Below are 6,243 nucleotides of genomic sequence, written 5' to 3'. Positions count from 1 at the left end.
TGGCCCCGAATCACGCCTGAAAGCAACGAAAGCAGCGCGTGTTGCCTAATACGGACATGTCCGTAACCCTCCCTTGTAAGGGACATGCGTCAAGGCCGCATTGACCCTCGAAAGCGGCAGGTCCGACCCGTACCCAGGAGGCCCATGGACCGCAGCGTCCCGCCTCACCGGCGCCCGACTTCTTTGCCGCCGGCAGCCCCTGCGCCGAACGGGTTCAAGGCCTCGTAACAGCTATTCCTGCGATTTCTTCGTAGACACCTACGCAAGCGGTTCTGGCGTACGGATACCGGTCCCACCTGGCCGACGGCGACGAGGCTGTACTGCGCCCTGTCGTCGGCGTACACGTTGCGCCGCGCCCAGAAGACCATCACGCCGGAACCGGCCTCGAGGACGCACTGGCCGCCGCGGTCGACCTGTGCTCGGCCGTCGCCGGCCTCACGGCATTCACACCCACGCGGGGGGTCTCGTCGGCTGTTCCCGATCCCAGACGCGATGCGAGCCGGGCGAGAGATACGACGAAGGGGATCTTGTCACCGTCTGCCGGCCCGCTTGGCCCCGTCCGACGTCCCTTCCTGAACTCCTCGCACCACAGCCGAAAATGACCGTCAGGTGACCGGGGCCCTGCTACGGTGATCGACATGAAGCGCGCTGCCATGACGACGACGCCGGAGAGTGTCCCGGCGCGCTGACAGACGACCTGATCCGAAGCCCCGGGGCAAGTGCCCCGGGGCTTCGTCGTAGGCCCGGTCACTTGCTCCGCAACCAGCAAGGAGACCGCGATGACCACCGTGCACGACCACCGCAAACTTGGCCGGGGACTGAACCTGTTCGACACCGACCCGCTGATCGGCGCCGGACTGCCCTACTGGCTGCCCGACGGCGCGGCCGTGAGGCACACCCTGGAGGAGTACATCCGCGCCGCCGAGCGGCGAGCGGGCTACCAGCACGTGTACTCACCGGTGCTCGGCAAGCGCGAGCTGTACGAGATCTCCGGGCACTGGGCGCACTACAGCGACGACATGTTTCCCCCGATGGACGTCGGCGGCGAGCAAGTCGTCCTGCGGCCGAGCCTGTGCCCTCACCATGCGGTCATCTACCGCTCCCGCTCCCACAGCTACCGCGAACTGCCCCTGCGCATGGCCGAGCTCGGCGGTATGTACCGCTCCGAACTCTCCGGCGTGCTCGGCGGGCTGACCCGGGTCCGGGCCATCCACCTCAACGACGCGCACATCTTCTGCACTCTGGACCAGGTCGCCGAGGAGGCGCAGGCCGCGCTGGAGATGATCCGCCGGGCTTACGAGGCGCTCGGCATCACCGCGACCCGCTACCGGCTCTCCCTCCCCGGCCCCGGTGGCAAGTACGTCGCCGCGCCCGAGAAGTGGCAACGGTCCACTGCCCTGCTGACCGACGTCCTCGACCGCTCTGGCCTGTCCTACGAGGCGGCCGAGGGCGAGGCCGCGTTCTACGGCCCCAAGATCGACGTCCAGGTCACCGACGGCGCCGGCCGGGAGTCCACCCTGTCCACCGTCCAGGTCGACTTCCACCAGCCCGAGCAGTTCGACCTGCACTACATCGGCGCGGACGGCGCCAAACACCGCCCGGTCATGGTCCACCGCAGCATCATCGGCAGTGTGGAGCGAGCCGTCGCTCATCTCATCGAACAACATGGCGGTGCCTTCCCCGCCTGGCTCGCCCCCACTCAACTGGCGATCCTCCCGATCTCCGACACCGAACTACCGAACGCCGCAGCGCTTGCCCAGCGATGCACCGACCTCGGACTGCGTGCTGAAATCGCCGGTCCGGAACGCGGCAGTCTGGGCGCCCGCATTCGAGAGGCCCGCCTGGTTCCCTACCAAGCCGTCATCGGCGCCAAGGAAGCCGCTGACAACCTCGTCGCACTGCGTCTGCGTGACGGTCGACGACTCAGCCCGCAGCCGGTCAGCGACGTCCTGAACCACATCAGCACCCTCAACGATGCCCACAGCACCGAACTGTGGGACGGCGCGACCCGTTCATAGCAGACGAAGTCAACCTCGACGTCTCCCGAAGGCAGAGGGAGGAGGCCCGCACCCCTCCCTCTGCCGCGTGGAAGACATGTCCGCCGAGCAACCAACCTGGTCAAGCCGGTAAGCGCCTCTTCAACTGACCATAAGTACCTGTGTCTGATCCGTCCATGACATCTGCTGCCAATAGTGGCCTGACCTGGTATTTGATCAACCACCGGCGGTCAGCACGGACTCGCCAGCGGATGGCATCGGTGAACCGATAAAGCCGAGAAGGGTACAACTCGGCGCCCAGCCAGGGTCTCTTCCTGGCCGGGCGCCTCTTGGCCGTCGGGCCTGTGGTCAGCGGCGGCCACGGATGCCACGGGGGCTGCCGACGCCGGTGGGGCGTCGTAGGCCGCGGACCGCTCTGCACAGGTAGGTGTTGCTGGGGCAGGCGACGCCGACCGGCCGCGGTCGATGTCCCAGAAGTTCAGGCGGTGGGCGTAGGGGTAGGAGTTGGGCCGGTCGGTCGGGCCGGGCGTGCCGGCCAGGGCATACATGGCGGCGATCAGCGGCGAGGACACACTGTGTCGCCGACTGCCATCCAGCCCGTCTCGAGGGTTGGAGTGGGAGTTGTGGTGTAGACGGCGATGCCGGTCGCTGGGCCGGCGACTGCGGAGACATCGGCGGAGATGCGCCGGGGGCAGCAGGGAGCGAACCCGCGAACAGCACCGGGCAGCGCACCCAATGCAGTAGCGGCCTCACCTCGGCGGGTCACTTCGCACGGCCCCCTCCTTCAGCGGCCTCGAGTCTGGCGGAGTGCTTGAGGGCTTCTTCGGGTCGTTACGGAGGCTGAATGAGTGAAGACGGTTATGTCGGTGTGCAGGAAGTAGTCGGAGAAGTGTTGACTGCTGTGCGTCCACGGACCACCACATCTGCAATCCACACCGATGATGGAGATTTAGCATGAAGCGAGGCCTTGGAATCGCTGCAACCCTGGCGACTGTGTTGGGCGCGTCGGTCATCGGTGCCGGTAGTGCTCATGCGCAGGATCCGGTTCCGATTCTCTCCGGTCTGATTTCTCCGCTGCTCTGTGGTGCGGTACACCAGAACAACGGCGACAACAACACCTCCCATGGTGATCAGACCGTCAACTGCAATCAAACCGGTGCATCTACTACGCCGCCGTCAAACGGCGGTGGCCTCACGGGCTACATCATCGTGCCGGCGGAGAGCCAGTGCGCCGAGGACGTCTTCTTCTGTTTCGTCACTGCCAATTGCCCCGAGGGGACGAGCGTAACGGGCGGCGGTTTCAACTATGACAATCTAGGTCAGAACGCCTTCCAGGTTCTTGACAATCAGCCGACTGCCGATGGCTCGGGGTGGTTCGTGAGAATCCAGCGTCTGAGCGCCGCGCCCGCCACCACATTGCGGGCACATGCCATTTGCGCTGACGTGGCTGAGGCGTAACCGGGAGCTCCGCCGGGCCGGGACTGGCAGACCCGCCCGCTACGGTGCGGGCATGGCGAACTTCGTGCTGGTGGCAGGCGCATGGCTCGGCGCGTGGGCGTGGGAAGAGGTGGCCGCGCACCTGCGCGCAGCGGGCCACAACGCCCACCCGCTGACGCTGTCCGGCCTGGCCGAGCGGCAGGGCGTGCCGGCCGGACAGCAGACCCACGTTCGGGACATCGCGGACGAGGTCGAGCGCCTCGACCTCCGCGAGGTGGTCCTGGTCGGCCACAGCTACTCGGGCATTCCGGTCGGCCAGGCCGCCCAGCGGATCGGTGACCGGCTGGCCCGGGTCGTATTCGTGGACGCCAACGTCCCGGTGGACGGAAGGCGTTCACGGACAGCTGGCCCGTGGAGGCCGGAATCGCCGCCCGCGCGGCAGGCTGTGCGACTGGTGCGACCGCACCATCACGCGAGAGGCCGACCCTATCGACCCGGCCCCGTGCAAGGGGCCATGGCCTGCCGAGGCCTGCCGGGCGATTTGCCCACCAGCCGCGCTCTGAGTATCGGCAAGTTCAGGCTGCCTGAGTAAGGGCTGGTGTGGTGGTCGGCGGGCGCAAGAGTCCCTTCTTCTGCTGGGTGATGCGGCGGGTCATGAGGGTAATGGCGGCCCAGGTGATGAGGGCTTCGCTGTGCTGGACGAGGCGTTCGTAGTCGCGTGCGTGTCGGCGGGCGTGCATGAGCCAGGCCAGGGTGCGTTCGACGACCCAACGCCGCGGCAGGACGACGAATCCGGAGGCGTCCTTGGGGCGGCTGACAGTCTTGATCATGAGTCGGAGGTGCCGTTTGGCCCAGTCGACGAGCTGGCCGGCGTAGGCGGAGTCGGCCCAGACGATGGTGATTTCGGGGTGCATGAGGCGGAGTCGGAAGAGGACTTCCTTGGCGGCGTCGCGGTCGGTCATGTCGGCCCGGGTGACCATGACCAGCAGCGGGAGGCCGCGGGTGTCTACGACGATGTGCCGTTTGCGGCCGTTGATTTTCTTCGCCGCGTCGTAGCCGCGGGAATCCTTGCCGACGGTCTCAGCGGCTTTGACGCTCTGGGAGTCGATCACGGTGGCCACCGCTCTGGGGCCCTTGCCCATGTCACGACGGATGCGTCCGCGCAGGTGGTCACGGATTTGCCCGATGACGCCGGCGGCGGTCCAGCGGGCCATGAAGCCCCAGACCGTTCGCCAGGGCGGGAAGTCGGCGGGGAGGGCTCTCCACTTGCAACCCGTGTCGACGACGTAGCGAATGGCGTCGACGATCTCCCGTCTGGGGTGTTTCTCCGGGGCCCCGCCGGCCTCGGTTTCGCAGGCCGGGGTGGGCAGGAGGGGTTCGAGCAGGGCCCACTCGGCGTCGGTGGTGTCCGAGGGATAGCGGCGGACGCGCATCGGGGTCTCCCGGGTGACCTCGAAACGGGCGGCGGGCCCGGCTTGGCCGGCCCCGCCGCCCCGAGGGGAATCGTCAGGCGGTCGCGATCAGGTCGAGGGTGGATTCGATGGAGTTCAGCTGGGCGACGATGTGCTTGACCCATTTGTCGCCCGGGTGGGCGGCCGCGTGGGGTGCGACGGTGCCGGTGATGAACCGGCGGAACGCGGTGAGCTTCTCGTTGATCACGGATCGTTCGTAGGCTTCCAGGGCTGCTCGTTCGGCTCCGAGCTGGTAGCCGTCGGCCCTGGTCCAGATCAGTGGCGGCCAGTTGTTGGCGGCGATGATGTCGCGCAGGCAGGCCAGTCCCGCCCGTACTTGGCTGGGTGAGAGTTCGCTGGCCGCGACGATCTGGTGGAAGAGCAGGCCCGCGGGGCGGGCCTCAAAGAGGATGAAGCGGAGTGTGTCGGCGTGCCGCTCTGCGGCCTGGCCCCGGCGCCGTGACGCGCGGGGCATGGTTACTGGCCGCTCAGGAGGCGGGCGAGTTCGCCGTCGACGTCGACATTGCCGGTGTCGACTGCGGTCTCGATCCAGTCGAGCGTGGCCCTCACGCGGGCGACGTTCTCGTGGATGATGGCGCGTTCGTCCTCGCCAAGCTGGCGGTCCCGCAGCCTGGGAACGGTGCGGCCGGCGGAGGCCACGAACGAGTGGCAGGCCGTGACCAGGTCCATGAACTCCATGGTCCGCTCGATCTTGCGGACCGCCGGAGCGACCGGACTGGTGCGTTCGAAGTGCTCGCGGGCCTGGCGGCCTCGCTCGACCTGGGCGTGATTGACCTCGTGCCGGGCCCGGTCATCGGACATGGCCTTGAACGCGACGTCCGGGCGTCGCAGCAGGCCGGTGGTGACTTCGGTGGCGACGGACTCGTCACGGGTCAGCTCTTCCACGACCCGAACTTTGTCCTCCCGGCTGACCTGGGCGGTCACCGCCGGGCGCCGCAGGAGACCGGCTGTGACCGCCGCGGCGACTCCCTCATCGCGGGTCAGTTCCTCGATGACCCGGACCCTGTCCTCGGCGCTGACCTGCGCGGCGACGGTCGGCCGGCGCAGGAGCTCGGTGGTCACGGCCGCTGCCACCTGCTCGTCGCGGGCCAGTGCATGGATCGCGCTGACCTTCTCCTCCGGCGTGACAGGGTTCACCACCTGATGGCCGACCCGGCGGTTGGCGGCATCGGCCGTCCAGCGGGTCTTGCCCTCGGGCGGGGTGCAAATCGCGGTGAACCGCTCTTCTGCGTCCTCGATGTGTGCGAGCACGCGGTGGACCTTGAACGAGATCTCCGGCTTTCGATGCTCCTTGGGCCACCGTGAGGCAGTGAACCGGGCTGCCTTGATCATGCCGA

The 6,243-nt window shown here is 67.7% G+C and carries 5 protein-coding genes and 1 pseudogene; 3 read left to right on the top strand and 3 right to left on the bottom strand.

Annotation, left to right across the window (positions count from 1 at the left end):
* Positions 1–788: 788 nt before the first annotated feature.
* The 3 genes and pseudogenes from thrS to ACGFYQ_RS40695 all read left to right on the top strand — a co-directional run.
* Positions 789–2,018, top strand: coding sequence for a threonine--tRNA ligase (gene thrS, locus ACGFYQ_RS40705; RefSeq protein WP_393752220.1), 1,230 nt, complete (start codon positions 789–791; stop codon positions 2,016–2,018).
* Between the two features lie 933 nt (positions 2,019–2,951).
* Positions 2,952–3,455, top strand: coding sequence for a hypothetical protein (locus tag ACGFYQ_RS40700; RefSeq protein ID WP_393752218.1), 504 nt, complete (start codon positions 2,952–2,954; stop codon positions 3,453–3,455).
* A 52-nt stretch (positions 3,456–3,507) separates the two neighbouring features.
* Positions 3,508–3,882, top strand: a pseudogene (locus tag ACGFYQ_RS40695) (alpha/beta fold hydrolase); the annotation flags it as partial.
* Positions 3,883–4,009: 127 nt separating this feature from the next.
* On the opposite strand, the gene ACGFYQ_RS40690 reads toward ACGFYQ_RS40695, so the two are convergent.
* The 3 genes from ACGFYQ_RS40690 to ACGFYQ_RS40680 all read right to left on the bottom strand — a co-directional run bounded on the left by ACGFYQ_RS40690 (position 4,010) and on the right by ACGFYQ_RS40680 (position 6,238).
* Positions 4,010–4,867, bottom strand: a complete 858-nt coding sequence (locus ACGFYQ_RS40690) for an IS5 family transposase (protein WP_393752216.1) — start codon at positions 4,865–4,867, stop codon at positions 4,010–4,012.
* A 73-nt stretch (positions 4,868–4,940) separates the two neighbouring features.
* A complete protein-coding gene (locus ACGFYQ_RS40685; protein ID WP_329316066.1) occupies positions 4,941–5,360 on the bottom strand; it encodes a RacP protein in 420 nt (139 codons plus the stop codon).
* Positions 5,361–5,362: 2 nt separating this feature from the next.
* On the bottom strand, positions 5,363–6,238 hold the full coding sequence (locus ACGFYQ_RS40680; RefSeq protein WP_393752213.1) for a DUF6192 family protein: 876 nt from the start codon (positions 6,236–6,238) through the stop codon (positions 5,363–5,365).
* Between the last annotated feature and the right edge of the window lie 5 nt (positions 6,239–6,243).

This window comes from Streptomyces sp. NPDC048258 (genome assembly GCF_043201995.1).
Lineage (GTDB): Bacteria > Actinomycetota > Actinomycetes > Streptomycetales > Streptomycetaceae > Streptomyces.
Note: the sequence above shows the minus strand (reverse complement) of the source record. Positions and strands in the feature narration are given on the sequence as shown.

Coding starts and splice junctions, on each gene's coding strand:
- ACGFYQ_RS40700 (WP_393752218.1), top strand. CDS start 2,952: ATGAAGCGAGGCCTTGGAATCGCTGCAACCCTGGCGACTGTGTTGGGC.
- ACGFYQ_RS40685 (WP_329316066.1), bottom strand. CDS start 5,360: ATGCCCCGCGCGTCACGGCGCCGGGGCCAGGCCGCAGAGCGGCACGCC.
- ACGFYQ_RS40690 (WP_393752216.1), bottom strand. CDS start 4,867: ATGCGCGTCCGCCGCTATCCCTCGGACACCACCGACGCCGAGTGGGCC.
- ACGFYQ_RS40680 (WP_393752213.1), bottom strand. CDS start 6,238: ATGATCAAGGCAGCCCGGTTCACTGCCTCACGGTGGCCCAAGGAGCAT.